General features: G+C 74.2%; 21 protein-coding genes. 11 read left to right on the top strand and 10 right to left on the bottom strand.

Going from position 1 to position 22,079, the window contains the following annotated elements:
* Window positions 1-344: 344 nt before the first annotated feature.
* Complete coding sequence (locus IE275_RS26815; protein ID WP_189713974.1) at window positions 345-2,369, bottom strand: AfsR/SARP family transcriptional regulator; 2,025 nt, start codon at window positions 2,367-2,369, stop codon at window positions 345-347.
* 156 nt (window positions 2,370-2,525) lie between these two features.
* On the opposite strand from IE275_RS26815, the gene IE275_RS26810 reads away from it, so the two are divergent.
* The gene (locus IE275_RS26810; RefSeq protein ID WP_189713973.1) at window positions 2,526-3,407 is read left to right on the top strand and encodes an alpha/beta hydrolase; all 882 of its coding nucleotides are present in this window, start codon (window positions 2,526-2,528) and stop codon (window positions 3,405-3,407) included.
* Window positions 3,408-3,466: 59 nt separating this feature from the next.
* On the opposite strand, the gene IE275_RS26805 is transcribed toward IE275_RS26810, so the two are convergent.
* Complete coding sequence (locus IE275_RS26805; protein WP_189713972.1) at window positions 3,467-3,940, bottom strand: winged helix-turn-helix transcriptional regulator; 474 nt, start codon at window positions 3,938-3,940, stop codon at window positions 3,467-3,469.
* A gap of 116 nt (window positions 3,941-4,056) precedes the next feature.
* On the opposite strand from IE275_RS26805, the gene IE275_RS26800 reads away from it, so the two are divergent.
* Window positions 4,057-5,226 carry a thiolase family protein gene (locus IE275_RS26800; protein ID WP_189713971.1) on the top strand — a complete coding sequence of 390 codons (1,170 nt, stop codon included), beginning with the start codon at window positions 4,057-4,059 and terminating at the stop codon, window positions 5,224-5,226.
* An 81-nt stretch (window positions 5,227-5,307) separates the two neighbouring features.
* On the opposite strand, the gene IE275_RS26795 is transcribed toward IE275_RS26800, so the two are convergent.
* A complete protein-coding gene (locus tag IE275_RS26795) occupies window positions 5,308-6,096 on the bottom strand; it encodes a TVP38/TMEM64 family protein (RefSeq protein ID WP_189713970.1) in 789 nt (262 codons plus the stop codon).
* Window positions 6,097-6,145: 49 nt separating this feature from the next.
* Here IE275_RS26795 and IE275_RS26790 point away from each other — a divergent pair, with 49 nt between their 5' ends.
* The 3 genes from IE275_RS26790 to IE275_RS26780 all read left to right on the top strand — a co-directional run bounded on the left by IE275_RS26790 (window position 6,146) and on the right by IE275_RS26780 (window position 9,272).
* On the top strand, window positions 6,146-6,871 hold the full coding sequence (locus IE275_RS26790; RefSeq protein ID WP_189713969.1) for a DNA alkylation repair protein: 726 nt from the start codon (window positions 6,146-6,148) through the stop codon (window positions 6,869-6,871).
* A 294-nt stretch (window positions 6,872-7,165) separates the two neighbouring features.
* Window positions 7,166-8,335, top strand: a complete 1,170-nt coding sequence (tuf, locus tag IE275_RS26785; protein ID WP_189713968.1) for an elongation factor Tu — start codon at window positions 7,166-7,168, stop codon at window positions 8,333-8,335.
* Window positions 8,336-8,480: 145 nt separating this feature from the next.
* The gene (locus IE275_RS26780; RefSeq protein ID WP_189714055.1) at window positions 8,481-9,272 is read left to right on the top strand and encodes a spermidine synthase; all 792 of its coding nucleotides are present in this window, start codon (window positions 8,481-8,483) and stop codon (window positions 9,270-9,272) included.
* A 13-nt stretch (window positions 9,273-9,285) separates the two neighbouring features.
* Here the strand turns inward: IE275_RS26780 and IE275_RS26775 are convergent, their stop codons facing one another.
* Together IE275_RS26775 and IE275_RS26770 are read right to left on the bottom strand one after the other, a co-directional pair.
* On the bottom strand, window positions 9,286-10,578 hold the full coding sequence (locus IE275_RS26775) for an MFS transporter (RefSeq protein ID WP_189713967.1): 1,293 nt from the start codon (window positions 10,576-10,578) through the stop codon (window positions 9,286-9,288).
* Between the two features lie 186 nt (window positions 10,579-10,764).
* Complete coding sequence (locus tag IE275_RS26770; protein ID WP_189713966.1) at window positions 10,765-11,784, bottom strand: DUF8017 domain-containing protein; 1,020 nt, start codon at window positions 11,782-11,784, stop codon at window positions 10,765-10,767.
* A 220-nt stretch (window positions 11,785-12,004) separates the two neighbouring features.
* On the opposite strand from IE275_RS26770, the gene IE275_RS26765 reads away from it, so the two are divergent.
* Window positions 12,005-12,442, top strand: a complete 438-nt coding sequence (locus IE275_RS26765) for a DUF4442 domain-containing protein (RefSeq protein WP_189714054.1) — start codon at window positions 12,005-12,007, stop codon at window positions 12,440-12,442.
* Window positions 12,443-13,069: 627 nt separating this feature from the next.
* On the opposite strand, the gene galU is transcribed toward IE275_RS26765, so the two are convergent.
* Window positions 13,070-14,125 carry a UTP--glucose-1-phosphate uridylyltransferase GalU gene (galU, locus tag IE275_RS26760; protein WP_229870586.1) on the bottom strand — a complete coding sequence of 352 codons (1,056 nt, stop codon included), beginning with the start codon at window positions 14,123-14,125 and terminating at the stop codon, window positions 13,070-13,072.
* A gap of 388 nt (window positions 14,126-14,513) precedes the next feature.
* On the opposite strand from galU, the gene IE275_RS46870 reads away from it, so the two are divergent.
* Together IE275_RS46870 and IE275_RS26750 are read left to right on the top strand one after the other, a co-directional pair.
* Window positions 14,514-16,382, top strand: coding sequence for an RICIN domain-containing protein (locus IE275_RS46870; RefSeq protein WP_189713965.1), 1,869 nt, complete (start codon window positions 14,514-14,516; stop codon window positions 16,380-16,382).
* Window positions 16,383-16,667: 285 nt separating this feature from the next.
* Entirely contained in the window at window positions 16,668-17,321 is a 654-nt protein-coding gene (locus IE275_RS26750) for a DedA family protein (RefSeq protein WP_189713964.1), read from the top strand.
* A 6-nt stretch (window positions 17,322-17,327) separates the two neighbouring features.
* Here IE275_RS26750 and IE275_RS26745 read toward each other — a convergent pair whose 3' ends face one another.
* Entirely contained in the window at window positions 17,328-17,855 is a 528-nt protein-coding gene (locus IE275_RS26745) for a gamma carbonic anhydrase family protein (RefSeq protein WP_189713963.1), read from the bottom strand.
* A gap of 109 nt (window positions 17,856-17,964) precedes the next feature.
* On the opposite strand from IE275_RS26745, the gene IE275_RS26740 reads away from it, so the two are divergent.
* Window positions 17,965-18,762 (top strand): acyltransferase, encoded by a 798-nt coding sequence (locus IE275_RS26740; RefSeq protein ID WP_373299286.1) that lies wholly within the window; start codon window positions 17,965-17,967, stop codon window positions 18,760-18,762.
* A 19-nt stretch (window positions 18,763-18,781) separates the two neighbouring features.
* Here IE275_RS26740 and IE275_RS26735 read toward each other — a convergent pair whose 3' ends face one another.
* The 3 genes from IE275_RS26735 to IE275_RS26725 all read right to left on the bottom strand — a co-directional run bounded on the left by IE275_RS26735 (window position 18,782) and on the right by IE275_RS26725 (window position 20,745).
* Window positions 18,782-19,249 (bottom strand): HNH endonuclease, encoded by a 468-nt coding sequence (locus IE275_RS26735; protein WP_229870584.1) that lies wholly within the window; start codon window positions 19,247-19,249, stop codon window positions 18,782-18,784.
* On the bottom strand, window positions 19,249-19,797 hold the full coding sequence (locus IE275_RS26730; RefSeq protein ID WP_189713961.1) for a YciI family protein: 549 nt from the start codon (window positions 19,795-19,797) through the stop codon (window positions 19,249-19,251). Before IE275_RS26730 ends, IE275_RS26735 begins: the two co-directional genes overlap by 1 nt.
* A gap of 90 nt (window positions 19,798-19,887) precedes the next feature.
* Complete coding sequence (locus IE275_RS26725; RefSeq protein ID WP_189713960.1) at window positions 19,888-20,745, bottom strand: EamA family transporter; 858 nt, start codon at window positions 20,743-20,745, stop codon at window positions 19,888-19,890.
* 105 nt (window positions 20,746-20,850) lie between these two features.
* On the opposite strand from IE275_RS26725, the gene IE275_RS26720 reads away from it, so the two are divergent.
* Together IE275_RS26720 and IE275_RS26715 are read left to right on the top strand one after the other, a co-directional pair.
* The gene (locus tag IE275_RS26720) at window positions 20,851-21,423 is read left to right on the top strand and encodes a helix-turn-helix domain-containing protein (protein WP_189713959.1); all 573 of its coding nucleotides are present in this window, start codon (window positions 20,851-20,853) and stop codon (window positions 21,421-21,423) included.
* A 43-nt stretch (window positions 21,424-21,466) separates the two neighbouring features.
* Window positions 21,467-22,021 (top strand): YbaK/EbsC family protein, encoded by a 555-nt coding sequence (locus IE275_RS26715; RefSeq protein WP_189713958.1) that lies wholly within the window; start codon window positions 21,467-21,469, stop codon window positions 22,019-22,021.
* Window positions 22,022-22,079 lie beyond the last annotated feature (58 nt).

The following is a 22,079-nucleotide window of genomic DNA, read 5'->3' as shown; positions in this document are numbered from 1 at the left end:
CGCCAGCCTGCCGTCCGTCGACCTGCCGTCCTCCGACCTGCCGTCCTCCGGCCTGCCGTCCGTCGGCCCGTCCGCTGGCCTGTCGCCCGCTGGCCCGCCGACCCGCTGGCCCGCTGGCCCGCTGGCCCGCCGACCCGCTGGCCGCCGGTCCGTCGACTCGCCGGTCCGTCGACCTGCCCGACTTGCCGTCCGTCGACTTGCCGGTCCGCCGTCCGCCGTCCGCCGTCCGCCGGTCCGCCGACCCGCCGTCCCCTTGGCCCGTGCAGCGCCTCGGCGACCGGCGGCTCAGCCTCCTCTCCCGGCGCGGTGCCGCCGTCGGCCGGTTGCGGAGAGTGGTGGTCGCCCTAGCCGAGGGCCGCGTCGGCGGCTCGCAGGTGGTGGGTGACCGGGCCGAAGGAGACGAGACCACTGCCGGCGCCGGCCGACTCGTCGGCGGCCGCGGCGAGTTCGTCGCGCGCGCGGCGCAGCACCGGCTCGTGCCCGACCGCCGCCGCCGTACGGGCCAGGACGCACCACAGGGCCTCCTGGAGGAGGTCGTGCGGCGGCCGGGGAACGTCCGTGAGCGCTTGCCGGGCCTGCTCCCCGGCGCCGGATCCGGCCAGCAGCAGCGGGGTGAGCCACGGCCGGTAGGGGCCGGGGTCGAGGTGGGCGAAGTCGTCGGGGTCGGGCAGGCCGTCGCCGCGCAGCACCGGGACGAGCGCGACCAGGACGGCCGCTCCCCGGGTGAGGCCGGGCATTCCGCACTCCGCGGTCGCCTCGAGCACGCGCGCGTACCGGGGGCGGGCCGCCGCCCAGCCGTCGGTCTCACACAGCCGCAGAGCCCGGAACCAGGACGTGAAGACGCCTGCCAGCGGCCGTTCATGACGGTGCGACAGCCGGTCGATCTCGTCGGCCTCCGCGTCCGCCGCGGTCAGGTCGCCGCCGAGCCCCGCGAGCGCCTGGAGGCGTACGAGGCGGCCGAGCACCTCGTGGCCGGGCAGGCCGTGGTCGACTGCCAGACGGGTCAGTTCGCCGCCGAGCGCCTCGCGGCCCGCGGCCCCGCCACAGTGGCCGAAGGACTGCATGAAGGCGCCGTTGAGGGCGAACGCGAGCAGCGAGGGATCTCCGAGCCGCCGGGCCAGCAGGACGGCCTCCCGCGCCGCGCGTTCGGCACGCAGCCGCCACGGCTCGACGGCGCGGGGCTCGGCCGCCCGGGGCGGCGGCGTGTCGGCGGCGGCGTCTCCGCGCGACTCGACCGCGACGACCGACAGCAGCCGGGCCCGTAGCGCGGGCGGCCCGCCCGGGCCGAGTTCGGCGGCGGCGCGGGCGGCGGCCCGGGCCAGTTCGGCCGAGCCCCGCGGATCGTCGGCGCGGGTCCACACGGCCGGGACGTCGTAGGAGCCGATGATCCGGGCCGTCAGCTCGGTGTCACCGGTCGCCTGTGCCGCCGCGACCATGTCCCGCCGGTGCTCGCGGGCCTCTTCCAGACCGTCGGCGCCGGTCACCGCCAGGTCCCGCAGCAGGCCGGCGGTGGCGTGCAGCCGGGCCCGGGACCGGGCGGGCACCGAGCGTTCCCAGGCCGCTGCCGCGCTCGCCCAGATGCCGTCCGCCGTCCCGGCCGGCTCCGCCGCGGCCGGTCCCGCGGCGTTCTTGAGGATGCGGGCCTCGGTGCGGGCCAGGGCGGGGCCGGGATCGGCCCCGAGCCCGTCGGCGAGGGCGCGCCGGGCCTGCCGCAGCGTCTCCAGGGCCTCGCCGCGCCGCCCGGACCGCTCCAGCGCGGTGGCCAGCAGCACCCAGCCGTCCTCCCGCCACGGGTGCGCGGTGACATGGGCCTCCAGGTCCACCGCCGCGTCCCGGGCGGCGCCGGTCGCCAGCAGGGCGTCGGCGCGCCGTTCGACCGCGTCCAGGCGCAGCGCCTCCAGCCGGGCCTGTTCGGCGGCGGCCCACGCCGCGTCGGGAAAGTCGGCCAGGACCGGTCCGCGCCACCGGGCGAGCGCCTCGTCCCACAGGGCGACCGCCGCGTGCGGCGGCGCCGCGGCGGCCCGGGCCGCGGTGTCCTCGAAACGCCAGGCGTCCACCGCGTCGCGGCCGGCGCGCAGCCGGTAGCCGGGGCCCTCCGTGACCAGCAGGCGGGACGCCTGCCGGGGAGCGCGCCCGGGCTCCAGGGCGCGGCGCAGCGCGGCGACGAAGGTGCGGACCGCGCCGACGGCACCGGCCGGCGGCTCGTCCTCCCACAGGTCGGCGATCAGCCGGCCGACCGGCACCACCCTGCCCCGGGCGATCAGCAGGCGTCCCAGCACCTCCCGGTGCCGCGGTGCCCCGAGCGCCACCGGCGTGCCGGACGGGTCCCAGGCGGCCACCGGTCCCAGCAGTCCGAACTCCACGCCCACGGCACGGTCCCTTCGCGGGCGGCGCCGTACGGGGGCGGGCCGCGTGCTCACTCATCGATCGCTGATCCGGGGCCCGCAACCTGGGTGACGTCCCCGGACGAAGCCGGGCCGAACGGGCCCGGAACATCCACTCTGACACGAGCTCCAGGAGCTGCTGTGACCCACCCGAGCATCCCCGGCTTCACCCGGCACCGCGTGCGGGTCGACGACGACGTCACGCTGACCGCCGCCGTCGGCGGCACCGGCAGTCCGGTCGTGCTGCTGCACGGATTCCCGCAGACCCATCTGATGTGGCGGCACGTGGCCGCCGACCTCGCCGCCGACCACACCGTCATCTGTCCCGACCTGCGCGGCTACGGCGCCAGCGACAAGCCCGCCGAGACCGGCCCCGACGTGTACGCGAAGCGCACCATGGCCAGGGACGTGGTGCGTCTGGCCGCGGCGCTCGGGCACGAGAGGTTCCTGCTGGCGGGGCACGACCGGGGCGCCCTGGTCGCCTTCCGCGCGGCGATGGACCACCCGGGAACGGTGTCCCGCGCGCTCTTCCTCGACGTCCTGCCCACTCTCGACATGTGGGACGCCCTGCACGGGGTCTCCGGCGCGGTCGGCTTCCACCTCTACCTGATGGCCCAGGCCCCCGGCCTGCCGGAGCGGATGATCCAGGCGTCCGCCGACGCCTTCTTCGCCCACTTCCTCGACGCCTGGACCCACGACCCGGCCGCGATCCCCGCCGACGTCCGCCGGCACTACCTGGACGCCTCCGCCGCGGCCGTGCCCTCCGTCGTCGCCGACTACCGCGCCTCCGCCGGCGTGGACGTGGACCACGACAGCGCCGACCGGGCGGCCGGCAACCGCCTGGTCATGCCGGTGACCGTGCTCCAGCAGGACTGGGGTGCCGCGTTGGGGTACCACGCCGAGGGGCTGTGGAGCGCCTGGGCCGAGAACCTGCGCCACCGCACCGTGTCCTGCGGGCACTTCATGGCCGAGGAGGACCCGAAGCTGATCGCCGCCGAGATCCGCGCGCTGACGGACCGCTGACCGACCGCTGACGGATCGCTGACGGATCGCTGACGGACGGTGGACGGGTCCTGTAGGGCCTACGCCGCCGCCGTCGGCCCCGCGACCGTCCAGCCCGGTGCCTGTGGATGGGCGGTGAGGTCCGCGTGGTGGACCTGGCCGCCGCAGGCCGAGCAGGTGACCACCGGGACGAGTTCGTTGCCGCAGTTGTGCTCGACGACCATGGGGCGGTCGTCGTCCCGGTGGAGGTGGCGGTCGCCCCACGCCATCAGGGTCATCAGGACGGGCTCGAGCTCGAGCCCCGCCTGCGTCGGCCGGTACTCGAAGCGCTGCGGGCGCTCGCTGTACGGCCGCTTGGCGAGGATGCCGGCGTCGACCAGGCGGCGCAGCCGGGTGGTGAGGATGTCGCGCGGGGCGCCGATGTTGCGTACCAGCTGGTCGAAGCGGCCGTTGCCGAGGCACACCTCCCGCAGGACGAGCAGGGAGTACTTCTCGCCGACGAGGGCGAGGGCGTCGGCGATCGAGCAGGGACGCGGGTCCTTGGGGGCGGCCATGGCGCACAGTCTAGGTGAGGGTTGGAAAACCAAACCCTAGTAGGTTGGATTTTCCAACTCGCCCGGCTATGGTGAGTTCGGATTTCCTACTCGCCAGTAGCCGCGGAGGCCCGCCCATGCGTGACGCCGTCATCGTCGAAGCCGTACGTACTCCGATCGGCAAGGGAAAGCCGAACGGCTCCCTGGCCCATGTCCACCCCGTCGAACTCCTCGCCCACACCCTGCGCACCCTCGTCGAACGCTCCGGCGTCGACCCCGCCCTGATCGACGACGTCATCGGCGGCACCGTCGACCAGGTCGGCGAGCAGGCCATGAACACCACCCGCTACGCCCTCCTGTCCGCGGGCTTCCCGGAGACCGTCCCCGCCACCACCGTCGACCGCCAGTGCGGCTCCTCCCAGCAGGCCGTGCACTTCGCCGCGCAGGGCGTCATGTCGGGTGCCTACGACCTCGTCGTCGCCTGCGGGGTGGAGTCGATGAGCCGCGTGCCGATGTGGTCCAACGTGCCGCCCGGCGCGGACCCCTTCGGCCCCGGGGTCGCCGCCCGCTACCCGGAGGGGCTCGTCCCGCAGGGCATCAGCGCCGAACTGATCGCCGCCAAGTGGTCGATCACGCGCGAGCAGATGGACGCCTTCGCCGTCTCCTCCCACCACCGGGCCGCAGAAGCCTGGCAGCGGGGCCTCTTCGACGCCGAGGTCGCGCCCCTGGACGGCGTCTCCCGCGACGAGTGCGTACGGCCCGGCAGCACCCCCGAGATCCTCGCCGGGCTCAAGCCCGCCTACCACGACCCGGCGTTCGCGGAACGTTTCCCGCAGATCGAGTGGAACGTCACCGCGGGCAACGCCAGCCCCGTCAACGACGGCGCCTCGGCCGTCCTCATCACCTCCGGTGAGACCGCCGCCCGCCTCGGCCTGCGCCCGCTCGCCCGGCTGCACAGCTTCGCCGTCACCGGCTCCGACCCGCTGCTGATGCTCACCGGCGTCATACCGGCCACCGAGAAGGTGCTGCGCCGGGCCGGGCTGCGCCTCGACGACATCGACCTCTTCGAGGTCAACGAGGCGTTCTCCAGCGTCGTCCTCGCCTGGCGGCAGGAGACCGGAGCCGACCTCGCCAAGGTCAACGTGCACGGCGGCGCGATCGCGCTCGGCCACCCGCTCGGTGCCAGCGGCACCCGCCTGACCACGACCCTCGTGCACGCCCTGCGCGAACGCGGCGCCCGCTACGGGCTCCAGACCATGTGCGAGGCGGGCGGACTGGCCAACGCGATGGTGGTGGAGGCGGTGTAGGCATCCGCGGTGCAGGCATCCGCGGTGCAGGCATCTGCGGTGGGCGGCGGCAACCGTCTGCCGCCCCCGCCGATCGGGGCGCTAAGCCGCCTTCCGCCCCCGCAGATGGTGGCGCTTGCGCCAGGCCACGATCGCGCCCGCCACCATCGGCAGGGCGATCCCGGCCAGCGCGATCAGGAAGGCCGGCGAGGTCGGGGCCGAGGCGCGCGCCCCGGCGACGACATAGGCGGCCGTGTTCGGGATCGAGCCCAGCGCGGTCGCCACCAGGAAGGACACCCAGCCCATCCGGGAGACGGCCGCGCAGTAGTTCACGCCCCAGAACGGCAGCCCGGGGAACAGCCGCGCCGCCAGCATCGAGCGCATGCCGTGCTGGCTGAGCTGGCCGTCCGCCGCCGTCAGCAGCCGCCCGCGCAGCAGCGGCCGCAGCGCGTCCTGCCCGAGCACCCGGCCGAGCCCGAAGGCGACGCCGGCGCCCAGCACCGTGCCCGCGAGCGAGGTCGCCAGGCCCAGCTGCGAGCCGAACAGCGCGCCCGCGGCGAGGTTGAGCAGCGGCCGCGGCACGAACGCCACCGTGCACAGCCCGTACGCCACCGCGAACACGACGGCCGCCGACGCACCGCCCAGCTGAGGTGGCCAGCCGTCCGCGAGCAGCTTCTGCGGCTCGAACAGCAGCACGCTCGCACCGGCCGCCGCGAGCAGAGCGACCAGCAGCGAGAACCGCGACCAGGGCGAGAGCAGCGCTCTCGCCCAGCGGGCGACGGGAGCGGCGGGCGCGGTGACGGCGAGGGGCACGGGAACGAAGAGCTCCGTGGCGGCGGCCGGGGGAGTGGCCGTGGCGGTGCCCCCAGAGCGGGTGTGGGCATCGAGCATCCCGCGACACTAACGGACGGACATGTCTGATCGCCGTATGGTTCGTCTCATGACCGTCACAGCTGCGGAAACGTCCGGCGCGCCGCACAGCGTTCTCGCGGACACCGTGCTGGACCGGCTGACCGTCGCGTACGCCGGCGCGGCCGACCCCGTCAGGGCGGCGGCGATGCGGGCGTACATGAAGGACGTGGCGCCCTTCCTCGGCATACCCACCCCCGCACGCCGCGCCCTGTCCCGGACCGTCCTCGCGGGCACGCCCCGACCCGGCGAGGACGACTGCGCGGCGATCGCCCTGCGCTGCTGGGCGCTGCCGCAGCGCGAGTACCACTACTTCGCCGTCGACTATCTCGGCCGGCACGCCGGCCGCTGCTCGTCGGCCTTCCTGCCGGTGGTCCGCCGGCTGATCACCACCACGTCCTGGTGGGACACGGTCGACCTGCTCGCCGCGCACGTCGTCGGCACCCTCGTCGCCGCCGACCCCCGGCTCGGGGCCGTCATGGACGACTGGATCGCCGACGACGACCTGTGGGTCGTCCGCACCGCCCTGCTCCACCAGTTGCGCTTCAAGGGCCGCACCGACACCGACCGTCTCTTCGCCTACTGCCTGCGCCGCTCCGGCCATCCCGACTTCTTCGTCCGCAAGGCGATCGGCTGGTGCCTGCGCGAGTACGCCAAGACCGACCCGGAAGCCGTCCGCGACTTCCTCGCCCGCGAGCGGGGCCGGTTCGCGCCGCTGTCGGTGCGGGAAGCCCTGAAGAACATCGGGACCGGCTAGACGCTGTCCCCGGACCGCCGCCGGTCACCGGACCGCAGCCCTCCGCAGCCGCTCGAAAACCATTCGACGCCGAACGAACCGTCGGCGATGATCGACACCATGTTCCGGTACGCCTTCGTCGTCGCAGCATCCGCAGTCGCGGATGCGCCGAAGGCTGCCGTCCCGCTCTTGCCGGCCGCTGTCGACGGCGCCCGAAGCTGACCCTCTCCGGATCGTCCGGCGGACCCCGCAGGGGGAGGGTCGGGGAGTACCTCGGGGTCCCGCATTCCTCCGGACACGCTTCGAGGTACAGCCATGCCCAAGACCGCTTACGTGCGCACCAAGCCGCACCTGAACATCGGCACGATGGGTCACGTCGACCACGGCAAGACCACCCTGACCGCCGCCATCACCAAGGTTCTCGCCGACCGGGGCGCCGGCACGTTCGTGCCGTTCGACCGGATCGACCGCGCCCCCGAGGAGGCGGCGCGCGGCATCACCATCAACATCGCGCACGTCGAGTACGAGACCGACACCCGGCACTACGCGCACGTCGACATGCCGGGTCACGCCGACTACGTCAAGAACATGGTCACCGGCGCCGCGCAGCTCGACGGGGCGATCCTCGTCGTCTCCGCGCTCGACGGGATCATGCCGCAGACCGCCGAACACGTCCTGCTCGCCCGCCAGGTGGGCGTGGACCACATCGTCGTCGCCCTCAACAAGGCCGACGCGGGCGACGAGGAGCTGACCGACCTGGTCGAGCTGGAGGTACGCGACCTGCTCACCGCGCACGGCTACGGCGGCGACGCCGCGCCCGTCGTACGGGTCTCGGGGCTGAAGGCCCTTCAGGGCGACCCACGCTGGACGGCGTCCGTCGACGCGCTGCTCGACGCGGTGGACACGTACGTGCCGATGCCCGAGCGGTATCTGGACGCGCCGTTCCTGCTGCCCGTCGAGAACGTGCTCACCATCACCGGCCGGGGGACCGTCGTCACCGGCGCCGTCGAGCGGGGCACCGTCCGGCTGGGCGACCGGGTGGACGTGCTCGGCGCCGGGCTGGACAGCGTCGTCACCGGTCTGGAGACCTTCGGCAAGCCGATGGAGGAGGCGCAGGCCGGCGACAACGTGGCGCTGCTGCTGAGGGGCGTCCCGCGGGACGCCGTACGGCGCGGGCATGTCGTCGCGGCGCCGGGGAGCGTCATCCCACGACGGCGGTTCTCGGCGCAGGTGTACGTGCTGTCGGCGCGCGAGGGCGGTCGTACGACGGCCGTCGCCACCGGGTACCGGCCGCAGTTCTACATCCGTACCGCCGACGTGGTCGGGGTCGTCGACCTGGGGGAGGCGGGGGTGGCGCGGCCCGGGGAGCGGATCACCATGACCGTCGAACTGGGCCGGGACGTTCCGCTGGAGCCCGGGCTCGGGTTCGCCGTCCGTGAGGGCGGGCGGACCGTGGGCGCGGGGACCGTGACCGCCGTGCTGTGACGGCCGCCGGGGGGTGCGGGGACCGTGGGCCGGCCGTGGCCGGTCGCGCGGTGCCCGCGCCCCTTCGGCGCACGGGCACAATGAGGAGGTGAACGACGAGCCCATACCCGTCACCCGAGCCGTCGACCACGGCACCGCCAAGCTGATGCCCGACGTCGACCGGGAGCGGGCCTGGCTGCTGACGGTCGACGGGGCGCCGCAGTCGTACGTGGACCTGGACGCGCCCACGCATCTGGAGTTCGAGTACGCGCGGCGCCTCGGGCACGCCCTCGACACCTTCGCCGCGCCCGGACGGCCGCTGGACGTGCTGCACCTCGGGGGCGGGGCGCTCACCCTGCCCCGCTACCTGGCGGCGACCCGGCCGGGCTCCCGGCAGGACGTCGTCGAGGCGGACCGGGCGCTGCTGGAGCTGGTCGCCGAGCATCTGCCGCTCCCGGCCGGCACCGGTATCGCGCTGCACCCGGCCGACGCCCGGGCCTGGCTGGAGGCGGCTCCGGCCGGCTCCGCCGATGTGCTCGTGGCCGATGTCTTCGGCGGCTCCCGTGTCCCCGCCCATCTGACCTCCGTCGCGTACGCGCGCGAGGCGGGGCGGGTGCTGCGCGGCGACGGCGTCTATCTCGCCAACCTCGCGGACGCGGCGCCGTTCGCCTTCCTGCGCTCCCAACTGGCCAACCTCGCCGAGGTGTTCGAGGAGCTGGTGCTGATCGCCGAACCGGCCGTGCTGCGCGGCCGGCGGTTCGGCAACGCCGTGCTCGTCGCCGGGCACCACCCGTTCGACGTGTCCGCCCTGGCCCGCCGTACCGCCTCCGACGCGTTCCCGGCCCGGGTGGAGCACGGGGCGGGGCTGCGGCGGTTCGTCGGGGACGCGCGCCCGGTGCGGGACGAGGACGCCGTGGCGTCACCGGAGCCGCCGGACGGGGCCTTCGGCATCGGCTGACCGGCGCCGTCCGCTACCCCACGAGCCCCCGGTCGGCCTCCGCGTCCGCCGGGGTGCGCAGGGCCACCTGCTTGGTACGGCGGCTCAGGTTCCGTACGTCCGGGACGAACAGGACCGCCGCCGTGACCACGACGACCACCCCGGCGCACCCCCACAGCGAGGCCGTGCGCCCGAACGCCGATTCCGCGGGCCCCGCCAGCGCCGTCGCCACCGGGACCATGGCGACCGACCCGAACCAGTCGTAGGCCGAGACCCGGGAGAGCTTGTCCTCGGGGATCTCCTGGTGCAGCGCGGTCATCCAGGAGACCCCGAACACCTCCAGCGTCACCCCGGTCGCGAACATCGTCGCGCACAGGACACCGATCGGGACCGGGATCGCGAGGGCGGCGGAGGGGAGGGCCAGGGGGAAGAGGAAGAGGGTGCCCGCGAGGAGGAGCCGGCGGGGCTTCCAGCGGGTCATCAGCAGCGCGCCGACGACCGTGCCCGCGCCGAAGAAGCCGAGCGCGAGGCCCCAGGGGCCGGCCCCGCCCAGATGGTCCCGGGCGACCAGCGGGCCGTAGACCGCGTCGGCGGCGGCCACCACGGCGTTCACCACCGAGAACTGGAGGACGATCGTCCACAGCCAGGGGCGGCCGCTGAACTCCTGCCAGCCCTCCCGGAGGTCGGTGAGCAGGCCCCCGCCACGGCCGTGCCGGGGGATGTCGTCGACGTCGAGGAACGCGCGCAGCGAGCCGGCGACGGCGAACGCGACGGCGTCCACCGCGAGCACCCAGCCGGGGCCGGCCACGGCGACCATCGCGCCGCCGAGGGCCGCGCCGCCGAGTCCCGCGCCCTGCATCGCCATCCGGAACACCGCGAACGCCCGCCCGGCCTGCTCGCCCCGGACCGTGGAGAGCAGCATGCCCTCGGCCGCGGGGGAGAAGAACGCCTGGCCGGTGCCGCCGAGCGCGGTCAGCAGCATCATCTGCCAGAGCCGGGGTTCCCCGAGCAGGACGAGGGCCGCGAAGGCGCCCTGCGACAGGAAGTTGAGGGCGTTGGCCGCGACCATGACCCGGTGCCGGGGCAGCCGGTCGGCCACCGCGCCGCCGATCAGCAGGAAGAGCACCAGCGGCAGGGTGCGCGCCGCGGCCACCAGACCCACGTCGCCGCCGTCGCCGCCCGCCTCCAGGACGGCGAACGCGGCGGCGATGAGGGCGCCGTTGCTGCCGAGGCTGGTCACGAAGGCGGCGGCGGTGAGCAGGGTGTAGTTACGGCCCGCCCATTCGGGTCCGCGCAGGCGGCGGCGGGTGTCGGCAGCTGAGGTCACCGGCCGACTATCCCCGGACCAGCATCAATATGCCAATCCGATTACCCGCCGAATGTCGGCCCCGGCCCCCGTCCGGACGCCCGACGGTCGGGACGCCCGACGGTCGGGACGCCCGGCTGTCCGGATGCCCAGCTGCCCGGATGCCGGGCCGTCCTGCCTTCCGACGGGCGGCGCCCGGGTACCCGATCAGTTCTCCGTCGGCTCGCCGTGCAGGCGCACGGTGCTCAGGATCTTCATGATCGTCTCCTTGGGGACCTCTTCCTTCACGCCCTTGGCCCCGTACCAGTTCCACGACACGAAGTCGCCCTTGGAGTTCTTGAAGCCGAAGGTGATCGCCTTGCCGTCGCTGTCGCACTTGCCCTTCTGGGGCGTCTTCGTCGACTGGGCCCAGGCGTAGCTGCCCTTGATGCCGGAGGTCGTCGTGTAGGCGGTGGCCTTCTCGTCGAACGAGATGCTCTTCTTGTCCGGCTCGGTGTAACCGCCGAACACCCACCAGGCGGGGGTGTTGATCGCGATCTCGTCGGTGTTCTTGGCCCCTTCGGCGCCCTTGGAGCCGGCCATGGCGAGCGGCGTGTAGTCCGTCTTGCCGTCCTTGTCGTCGTCCACGCCGCACCACTTGGACTTGTACTCGACGGTACCGCCCATGATGATCGAGTCGTAGCCGTCCGACTGCTCCTTGTCCTCCCACTCGAAGCCCTGGCTGAGCCCGGGGGACTGCACCTCCCAGTCGGCCGGCACGTCGAAGGCGATGCCCCACTTGGGGTTCACCACGACCTTCCAGCCGGTGATCGTCGCCGGTTCGGTGTCGCCGTCGCGCGGGTTGTCGTCGGTGCCGGCCGAGGCGGAGGCCGAGGCGGACTCGGACACCGTCGGGCTCGGGCTGGTCTTGTCCGACGCCTCGGCCCGGTCGTCCTTGCCGCCCAGCACCAGGAACCCGGTGACACCGGCCGCCACGACGACGGCCGTGGCCGCCACGATGGCGACCACCTTCGTCCGGTTGCCCCCGCCGCCCCCGCCGGGCTGCGGCTGGGGGCCGCCCGCCACCGTCGGGGCGCCCCACTGGGGCTGCTGCTGCCCGTAGGGGTTGGGCTGCTGATAGCCGGGTTGCTGATAGGGATTCGGCTGCTGGTATCCCGGCTGCTGGTACGGGTTGTTCTGCGCCTGCGGGTTCTGCTCTCCCCCGGGCGGCTGCTGTCCTGGCCACATGGCCTGAAACCCTAGTGCTGTCAGGGACACGGTTCGGTCACCGCCCCTTGTCAGGGACGTACCGATCAACTGTCCGACGGCTCGAACGTGCGGACGGTGGTCGTGATCCTGCGGACCGTGACGTCCGGGATCTGCCGTGGTGACCGCCGCCACCTTTGCGCGCCGGCCGATGGCCAGAAGGGCTACTCGTGGGTAACATCGCGGCATGAGCGCAGACCAGATGTCCATCGGCGAGATGCTCGCCGCCACGGTGCCCATGGCCCGGACCCTGAACCTCGAGTTCCTGGAGACCGGCCTGGAGAAGGCCGTGGTCGCCCTGCCGGACCAGAGCGAGTACCACAACCACGTGGGCGGGCCGCACGCCGGGGCGATGTTCACGCTGGGCGAGTCCGCCAGCGGCGCGATCGTGCTGGCCGCGTTCGGGGACCAGCTCGCGCGCGCCGTGCCGCTCGCGGTCGGCGCCGAGATCGCCTACCGCAAGCTGGCCATGGGTGCCGTCACCGCCACCGCGACGCTGGGGCGTCCGGCCGCGGAGGTCGTCGCCCAGCTCGACGCCGGGGAGCGCCCCGAGTTCCCGGTCACGATCGAGATCCGCCGCGCGGACGGCGCGGTGACCGGCGAGATGACGGTTGTCTGGACGCTGCGCCCCAACGGCTGAGCGGGTTCCGGCCCTTGGCGGGGGCCGTGCGGCGCCAACGGCTGAGCTGGAGCCGGGGTCAGGGCCGCGGCACCCGAGCGTGTTCCTGGTCGTGCGGGGCCAACGGCGGGGCCGATGCCGGGTGTTACGGCCCCGGCGACCAGGTCGGCACCGGGCCTGACGGCCTCGTCGGCCGAGTCGGTGCGGGGCCTGACAGCCTCGCCGGCCGAGTCGGTGCCGGGCCCGGTGGTCCCAACGGGCGGGCCGGCCTTCGGAGTTACGGCCCCGGGGGCGGCGCAGGTCTTCGGGCGGGCGCCGTCGCCGGGGCCTTCGCCGTGGGGCGGGTCACCGGCGCCCGATGCCGGGCCGTCGGGCCCGATCCCGGGCGGAGTGCCGCCCGGCGGCCCGCTGAAGTCGTGCGGCTCACGCCCAATCGCCCGCTGAAGCCGTGCGGCTCATGCCGGGGTGGCGGTGTGCGGCTCACTCCGAGGTGGCGGCGGCGACCGGCCGGCGCACGCTTCGGCAAGGTGCCCCTCGCCTTGCGGCGGCCCGGTGGTCCCTGCTCCGCGGCGGCCGCTGACTCCGGTCTCGTGGCGGCCGGTCGCCGCTACCCCGCGCCGCGGACGCGGCCCCGTTCCCGGCGCCCCCTCAAGCCGCCACCTGCCCGTCTCCTGCCGCTACCTGCCCGTCTCCTGCCGCTACCTGCCCGTCTCCTGCCGCCACCTGCCCGTCTCCCGCAGACACCCGCTCCACTCCCGTCCCCACGCGCGCCCCGTCCCCCCGCGCTCCTTCCTCTCCCGCCGCGCCGCCGTCCAGGCCCGCCACGAACCCCTTCAGCCAGGTGATGAACTCCGGCCCCAGGTCGGGGCGGTCGCAGGCCAGGCGGACCACCGTGCGGAGGTAGTCGGCCTTGTCGCCGGTGTCGTAGCGGCGGCCGGAGAAGATCACTCCGTGGACCGTGCCGGCGGCGGCGAGACGGGCCAGGGCGTCGGTGAGCTGGATCTCGCCGCCGCGGCCGGGCGCGGTCTTCTCGAGGACGTCGAAGACGGCGGGGTCGAGGACATAGCGGCCGATCACCGCGTACCGGCTCGGCGCCTCTTCGCGGGCGGGCTTCTCCACCAGGCCCGTGACCCGGACGACGCCGTCCTCGCCGGCGGGTTCCACGGCCGCGCAGCCGTAGCGGTGGACCTGCTCCGGCGGGACCTCCATCAGGGCGACGACGCTGCCGTCGTACCGCTCGCGGACGTCGAGCATCCGGCTGAGCAGGGTCTCGCGGGGATCGATGAGGTCGTCGCCGAGGAGCACGGCGAACGGCTGGTCGCCGACGTGGTGCCGGGCGCACAGCACCGCGTGGCCCAGGCCGAGCGGGTCGCCCTGGCGGATGTGGTGGATGTCGGCGAGGCGTGCCGGGTCGCGCACCGCGTCCAGCCGTACGGTGTCGCCCTTGGCGGCGAGGGCCTGCTCCAGCTCGAAGGCGTGGTCGAAGTGGTCCTCGATGGCCCGCTTGTGCCGCCCGGTGACCATCAGCACGTCGTCCAGACCGGCCGCCGCGGCCTCCTCCACGACGTACTGGATGGCCGGCTTGTCCACGACCGGGAGCATCTCCTTCGGCGTGGCCTTGGTCGCGGGCAGGAAGCGGGTGCCGAGTCCGGCGGCCGGGACCACCGCCTTGCGGACGCGGGATACGGAGTGGGGGGTGCTCATGGCGCTCAGGGTGGCCGACGCGGATGGGAGTTCCCAGGGAGTCACCTCGGAGATTCCTGTGGGGCCGCGCGGGCGGAGCCGGAAGATGAAGGTTCCGTGTGCCAATCGGCTTTTCTCGCGCACAAGTTGAGCCCCGCGGTCCGGCCGATCCCGAATGCGGGTGTGGATACCGTCGGTAACTTATCTGGTATTCCCTCGCTTTGAACTTCCGTCACTCGAACTTCTTGTTTCCTGTGAGTCACGTGTGCGAGGGTGAGCCTCCCCTTACCGGAAGTACCTGATCAGGGCAACAGGCCTGGTCAGGTCAAAGGTACGCACCAATCAGGCACCTGCTTTCCGGCGGACCGCTATTCGTGCGCCCTCCGTCGGCTTGGAAGGAAATGGTTCCGTGCATTCCCCCAACCCCCCACGACCGCCCTACCCGCCCCGCCCCGGCTGGACCCCCGGCGAATCCGACGCCCAGCTCGCCGCCCGGCTGGCCCGGGGCGACGGAATCGGGCACGCGGTCGCCCTGCTGCTCGCCCGGCACTGGCGGGCCGCCCACGACTACGCGGCCGTCTGCCTGGCCACCGAGGACTCGGCGCGGCTCGTGGCCGCCGCCGCGTTCCACACGGTGTTCGGCCGGCTGGCCGACGGCCGGCCCTGCGGCGCTCTGCGGCCCCAACTCCTCGTCGCCGTAAGGGAAACGGTCCGCGAATGGGCCGGATCCGACGGAGTTTCGGCTGTCCTGCCGGAGCTGAGGAAAACCGTCGGCGGCCGAGGACTGCGTGCCGCCCGGCCCGGGACGCCCGAAAGGCGGCAACTCGCCGAACACGCTTTCCGTTCCCTTCCGGCCGCCTCCCAATGCCTGTTGTGGCATGTCGAGGTCGAGGCCGAACCGCTATCCGTACCGGCCGGTCTGCTGGGCATCGACGGCATGACCGCGGCGGCCGCGCTGGAGCAGGCCCGGGAACAATTCAGGGCCGGCTGTGTACGCGCCCACCGGGAACTCGCGCCGGCCGGCGAATGCCGCTTCAACAACCGTCTCCTCGACGTTCCCCTGCGCCGCGGCGGCACCCTGCTGCCCGAAGTACGGCAGCATCTCGCCCGGTGCCGCTACTGCCGGCACGCCGCCGAACAGCTCAGTCATTTCGACGGCGGACTGGACATGCTGCTCGCCGAGACCGTGCTCGGCTGGGGCGCCCGCCGCTATCGGGACTCCCGCCCCGGACGCGCCGGTTCCGCCGGGCGGCCCGACCGGCCCGCCCCCCTCCGGAGGACCGGCCGCCACCGCACCACCTCGGCGGGCCTGCTCGACCTGCCCGGCCGACGACCCAAGGCCGTGCTCGTGGGTGTCGGCCTGACCACGCTCGCGCTGCTCGCGACGGTGCTGGTGACCAAGGGCTGGACGGATGACAACGGTGTCCCCGACCCGCGGGCCACCTGGGGAGCGCCCGCAGGCGGCAGCACCGCCCCGGGCACCGACGGGGCGTCCACGCCCGGTGCCGACGCCCGCCCGCCCGCCGGATCCCCCTCGGCCGCCTCCGCCGCCCACCCCGCCGAGGTGGCCCACGGCCGGCTGCGCAGCACGGACACCGGGCGCTGCCTCGACGTCGAGGGCGGCAGGACCGTCCCCGGCGCGGCGGCCGTCCTGCGGGTGTGTTCGGGCGGCGCGTCCCAGCAGTGGTCGTACGGCGGCGACGGGCTGCTGCACAGCGCCGCCGCTCCGACGCTCTGTCTGGCCGCCGACCCCGGGCGCGGGGCGGTCGCGCTGGCCGGGTGCGTGGTCCATGCCGGTGAGGCCTTCTTCGACCTGACCGTCCGCGGCGAACTGCTCCTGCGCCGGGACGACGGCCTGGCCGTCACCCCCGGCACCGGCGCGGCGCGGGCAGCCGTCGTCGTACGGGAACGGGACGGCTCGGCGCGGCAGCGATGGGCGTTCGAGGCGCCCGCCGGGACGACGGCCGCGCCCGCGCCGGACGGAGCGCCCCCGGCGGGCGACCCGCCCCCGGCCCACTCCCCGGAGCCCGCGCGGCCGCGTCCCGCCCCGCCGCTCACCCCCGACGCGGACCCGGCGCCGGCCGAGCCCGCCCCGCTCGCACCGGGGTCCGAGACCCGGATCGCGCAGGTGCACTGCTGCGGGACCCCCGCACCGGATCGGCCGGCCACCCCGGCCGGACCCGTCGGGATCCTCGGCGCCCTGCCCGCGCCCGGCGATGTGGTCGGCGACCTCCTCGGCGACGTCGTCACGGGCGCGACCGCGGGGCTCGGCGGCTGAGAACCCGTCGACCGGACCCGCGCTCCGGCGGGTGCGGCGTCCTCCGGTTCGGCGGCGGCCGCGTCCGGCGTGCGGCCGCCGACGACGTCCCGGTGGTCGTCCTCGGCCGCCCTGCCGAGCCTGCGCACGGCCGGGTCGACCGCGCGGCCGTCTCCCCGTCGCGTTCCCCCTGCGCCATGTGCCGCACCGGACCCGTCAGGGACAGCCCGGTAGGCTTCCCGGGAACGCCGGGCTGTCGGGAAGCGTCAGAACAGTCGGCACAGTCATCCAGGGGAGGAAGCGCCGGTGCACGTCCAGGAGTGGCTCGACACGGTGCCCGCGGCCGCCGTGTACGCCGTGGTCGGTCTGGTCATCGGACTGGAGAGCCTCGGCATCCCGTTGCCGGGCGAGATCATTCTCGTCTCGGCCGCGCTGCTGTCCTCCCAGCACGCGGGCATCAACCCCTTCGTCCTCGGCGCGGTCGCCTCCGCCGGCGCGGTGATCGGCGACTCCATCGGCTACGCCATCGGCCGCAAGGGCGGACGGCCGCTGCTGGCCTGGCTCGGCCGGAAGTTCCCCAAGCACTTCAGCGAGGGGCACATCGCCACGGCCGAGCGGTCCTTCGAGAAGTGGGGCATGTGGGCCGTCTTCTTCGGCCGTTTCGTCGCCCTGCTCCGGATCTTCGCCGGCCCGCTCGCGGGCGTGCTGCGGATGCCGTACTGGAAGTTCCTGATCGCCAACGTGTTCGGCGGAATCCTCTGGGCGGGCGGGACGACGGCCGTCATCTACTACGTGGGTGTCGTCGCGGAGTCCTGGCTGAAGCGGTTCTCCTGGCTCGGTCTGGTGCTGGCGGTGCTCATCGGGCTGACCTCGATGCTGGTGATCAAGCGCAAGGCGAAGCAGGCGCAGCAGGCCCAGGGCGCACAGCAGGAAACGGAACCGGTTCCTGCCGGCGACTGAGACGCGTCACCCGTGAATGTCCCGGTGGGCCTTCGCGAGGTCCGCGTACAGGGTTCCGTTCAGGGTGACGCCCTGCTTCTCCTCCTCGGTCAGCTCCCGGCGCACCTTCGCCGGGACCCCCGCCACCAGTGATCCGGGCGGCACCTCCATCCCCTGCGGCACCAGCGCCTGCGCGGCGACGAGCGAGCCCGCCCCGATCACCGCCCCGTTCAGCACGGTCGCGCCCATCCCGATCAGGCAGTCGTCCCCGACGGTCGCCCCGTGCACCACCGCGTTGTGCCCGACGGACACCCGCTCGCCGATGGTCAGCGGAAACCCGGGGTCGGCGTGCAGCGTCACGTTGTCCTGGACATTGGCGTCGCGCAGGACGGTGATCCGCTCGACGTCACCGCGCACGACCGCGCCGTACCAGACGCTCGCGCCCGCCTCCAGTGTCACGTCCCCGATCACCGAGGCCGTCGGCGCCACGAAGGCCTCGTCGTCGACCTTCGGTTCCCTGCCGCCGATGCCCACGATCAGCGCCTTGTGCGTCATCACCGTCTCCTTGTGTCGGACCGTCTCCCGCACCGTACGCCACCCGGTGGGGTGAAGATCACAGGGCTCCTGGCGCATGCGGTCACCGCGTGCTGAGTACGGTGAGCGGGTGCCGAAGGACAAGAACACGTTCTCATCATGGGGCCGCCGCCTCGCGCAGCGCGCGGTCCACGCGGGCTGGGACTGGGCGCGGCGCGCGGGCTCCGTCACGGCCGAGCACCCCGGCCGTCTGCGCTTCGGCTCGATCGGCCCGGCGACCCGGCTCGCCTTCCCGCTCGGCACGGTCTTCGGCGAACCCTGGATCCATCTCGGCTCCCACTGCATCGTCGCCGAGCAGGTCACGCTCACGGCCGGCCTGATGCCGGACCTCGACCTCGGCCCCGACCCGATCCTGCGGATCGGCGACGGTGTGGTGCTCGGCCGGGGCAGCCATGTCATCGCCGACACGACGGTCACCATCGGCAGCGACTGCTACTTCGGCCCGTACGTCTACGTGACGTCCACGAACCACTCCTACGACGACCCGCACGAGCCCATCGGCCGGCAGTGGCCCCGGTTCGAGCCGGTGGAGATCGGCCCCGGCTGCTGGATCGGCACCGGGGCCGTGATCCTGCCGGGCGCGCGGATCGGGCGGAACGTCGTCGTGGCGGCCGGCGCCGTGGTGCGCGGCACCGTCCCCGACCACGCCGTCGTGGCGGGCGCGCCCGCCCGGGTCGTACGGCGCTGGACCCCCGCCGAGGGCTGGCAGCCGCCGCTGCGCACCCCGCCGCCGGTGCCGATCCCGGACGGCGTCACCTCGGATCAGCTGGTCGCGCTGTCGGAGCTGGACGAGGAGATGGTGGAACGGCTGGCGCGGCTCGACGAGGACGGCACGGCGGAGCCGGCGCGGCTGGAGCGCGAGGGCTGACCGGCCGCGCGGACGCCGGTCAGCGGGCTTCGCGGGTGTAGCGCTCCACGCGCCGCGCCAGCCGGGCCCGGTACCGCTCCGGCGTGTGGCGGGCCAGGGAGCCGCGGACCATGTCCTCGGGCGTGAGGCTGTCGGCGTAGTCCCGCAGCCCGGGTGTCCGCCGGAGGAGCTCGACCCGGGCCCTGGCCTCCTCGACGGTGGTCAGCGGGGTGTCGCTGTTGCGTTCGTGGTTGCAGCCCCAGTGGGTGAGACGCATGTTGCCGGGGGTGTCCGCGCCGCCGGACGCGACGGCGCGGACATGGTCGAGGCTCGGTGCGCGCGGGTCCGGGTGCGCGTACGCCCGGTCGACCGGGTCCTGGCACAACCCGCAGATCCAGCCGTCCCGTTCGCCGATCTCCTCCCTCGTGTACGGCTCGGCGCTCCCGTTGTTCCGCAGGCGGTCGCGGCGGAGCCGGTCCTGGGCGCGTCTCGCCTCGGAGCGGCTCATCAGGAGCGTCCGCCGAACTGCCAGGGGTGGACCTCGACGGCGGCGTACCGGTCCGCGGTGAGGACGGCGCGGGCGGTGTCGGGGTCGGGGGCGCGCAGCAGCGCCGCGGTGCCCAGCCAGGCGGTGCCGTCGTCCGAGAGGAGGGGGCCGTAGGCGATCAGTTCGTCCTGCCCGGCGGGCGGATCGAGGTCCAGGGCCTTGCCCTCGCCGAGCCCGAGCACCAGGAAGCGGTCGCCCTCGGTCCGGCCGCCGGGGAACTCCCACATGGTGCGGCCCAGCGTGTTCCGCCAGCGGCGCAGCAGTACGTCCCGGTAGACGCCGGCCTGGTGTCCGGGCTCGTCGAACGCGAACGCGCGGGCGGCGGCGGGGTCCGGCAGGTCGACGATGTGCACGCTGCCGGTGGCCGACTCCCGGTCGTCGGTGAGCGTGGGGCCGCGGGCGATCATCTCGGCCGCGTACCGGTCCATGTAGGACCAGTGTTCCTCCAGCAGCTCGTCGCGCAGGGCCAGGGACCCCGGCCGGTCCCGGTGGTAGCAGAAGAACTCCATGGGCCCCAGTCTTCACCGGGCCGGGGATCACCCCGCAACCGGATATCCGCCTGCGCCGCCCCGGTGGGCCGGGGCGGGCGCCTCGCGGCCTCAGCCCGTCGCCAGCAGCAGTGTCCCCAGCAGCGCCAGCCCCGCCCCCGCCGCCTGGACCGCCCGCAGCCGCTCGCGCAGGAAGCCTCGGGCCGCGAGCGCCGTCACGACGGGGTAGAGGGAGGCGAGCACGGCGGCCACGGTGACCGGGCCGGCCTGCGCGGCGATCGCGTAGGTGCCGTTGGCGGCCACGTCGGCCAGGCCGACGAAGCCGTACGCCGGCAGCGCGGCCGGAGGGAGGCCGCCCTCGGGGAGTGCCGGGGTGCCGCGCCGGACGCTGACGTACAGTGCGGCGCCGCCCGCGACCACGTTGGTCACCCGCTGCACGAACAGCGCGAGGAACAGGCCGGTGACGTTCGTCGACGCCTCGGTGATCAGGACGAACACCGTGCCGAAGCCGAGGGCCGCGACCAGGGTCAGCAGGACGGCCCGGCGCTGTACCGGGGCGCCCCGCAGCTGAGGGCCGCCCGCCAGGACGACGCCCGCGACGGCGACCGCGATGCCCGCGACCTGGAGCAGCCCGGGGCGTTCGCCGAGGAAGAGGCCGACCGAGACCGGCACGGCCACGCTGAAGGTGGCCAGCGGGGAGACCACGCCCATGGGGCCGAGCGCCAGCGCCTGATAGAAGGCGAGCAGGGCGACCGGGCCGACGAGACCGGCCGCGACCGCGAACCAGAGCCGGGGTCCTGCCTCGCTCCAGCCGCCGGTGGCCAGCACGATCGCGCCGAGGACCACCGCCGCGATCGACTGCGAGACCACGACCACCGTCAGTGCGGGCGCGCGTCGCGTCAGCAGCCCGCCGCCGAAGTCGGCCAGACCCCACAGGAGGCTGGTGGCCAGGGCGAAGAGTGCTGTCACGGGAGTCCTCGCAGTACAGTTCGGTGCACGATCGGGTGCACCACACCGTAGTTCAGGAAAGTGAACCCTGTCATCCAGAATATTGGACTCCGAAGTGGACGGAACGTGTCGGACCTCGACCTGCTGACCCAGTCCCTGGCGCGCAACGTCAAGCACTGGCGCGCGGTGCGCGGCTTCACCCTGGACGTGCTCGCCGCCCGGGCCGCCGTCAGCCGGGGCATGCTCATCCAGATCGAGCAGGCCCGCACCAACCCCAGCCTCGGCACCGTGGTCAAGATCGGTGACGCGCTCGGCATCAGCATCACCACCCTGCTCGACTACGAGCAGGGGCCGAAGGTCCGTGTGGTGCCCGCCGAGCGGGCCGTCCGGCTGTGGCACACCGAGGCCGGCAGCTACAACCGGCTGCTCGCCGGCACCGAGGCGCCCGGCCCGCTGGAGATGTGGGACTGGCGCCTGATGCCGGGGGAGAACAGCCCCTCCGAACCCCATCCGCCCGGCACGGTCGAGCTGGTCCATGTCACCGAGGGCGAGCTGACACTCACCGTGGACGGCGAGGACCACCTGGTCCCGGCCGGCGCGAGCGCCTCCTTCGAGGCCGACGCCCCGCACGTGTACGGCAACCGCGGCGAGGTGCCGATGGTGATGGTGATGGCCGTCTCGGTGCCGCCCGTGCCGTGAGACACCGCGACGGCGGGTGGACCGGGCTTGTTAGCGTGCGGACATGGACGCACCCATCGGACACTTCGACAACGCCCGGCCCGCCCCCGACTGCCTCGCCGAGCTGACCGCCCCGGTCGCCGACGCCGTACGCCACTGGAGCGGCGGGGTGCCCGCCGATCAGATCGTGTACGTCGACACCGACCCGCGGTGGGCCGACACCGCCGTCTTCGTCGAGCACTACGGGCGCGAGCTGCTGGAGCGGTCCGCGAACTGTGTCGTCGTGGCGGGCAAGCGCGGTGGCGAGAGCACCCTGGCCGCGTGTGTCGTCCTGTCCACCACCCGGGTCGACGTCAACGGTGTCGTCCGCCGTCAACTGGGCGCCCGCAAGGCCTCGTTCGCCGCGATGGACACGGCGGTCGGGGAGACCGGCATGGAGTACGGCGGCATCACCCCCGTCGGACTGCCCGCCGCCTGGCCGGTGCTGGTCGACTCCGCCGTCGTCGACCTGCCGTACGTCCTGGTGGGCAGCGGCCGGCGGCGCGGAAAGCTGCTCGTGCCGGGCAAGGCGTTCGCCGAACTCCCGGGCGCGGTGGTGCTGGAGGGGCTGGGCGTCTGACGGACACGGGGGTCCCGCCCAGGCCGTGTCCGCAAAGTCCCGTCTGGCTCGCGGGGCA

This window comes from Streptomyces phaeofaciens (genome assembly GCF_014648915.1).
GTDB classification, from domain to species: Bacteria; Actinomycetota; Actinomycetes; order Streptomycetales; family Streptomycetaceae; genus Streptomyces; species Streptomyces phaeofaciens.
Note: the sequence above shows the minus strand (reverse complement) of the source record. Positions and strands in the feature narration are given on the sequence as shown.